This is a genomic window from Staphylococcus microti, assembly GCF_000934465.1.
GTDB classification, from domain to species: Bacteria; Bacillota; Bacilli; order Staphylococcales; family Staphylococcaceae; genus Staphylococcus; species Staphylococcus microti.
Map to the genome: position 1 here is coordinate 1 of NZ_JXWY01000123.1, position 291 is coordinate 291.

Annotated in this window: 1 protein-coding gene; it reads left to right on the forward strand. The window is 38.5% G+C overall.

The window, feature by feature from the left end; all coding sequences use genetic code 11:
• Positions 1-291: reverse transcriptase domain-containing protein (locus tag TP70_RS10160; RefSeq protein ID WP_044361442.1), on the forward strand; the 291-nt coding region annotated here is incomplete at both ends.

Consider the following 291-nt stretch of genomic DNA (forward strand, 5'->3'; position numbering starts at 1 on the left):
TAAAACAGTGCTTTGACATGTTGAACCACGATAAGTTGATGTATTTATTTGAACGTCATGTTCAAGATAAAGCAATTTCCAAGTTCATTCGTAGAAGTTTACAAGTTGGGGCGATAGACCTCAACGGTAGCTACAAAAGTAGAGAAATTGGTGCGCCACAAGGTGGCGTTATATCACCGCTACTATGTAACATCTATCTACATGAATTAGATAAAGAACTGGAAAAACGTGGACATCGTTTTGTTCGTTATGCCGATGATTTTGTCATCTTTGTGCGTTCAAAACGAGCAG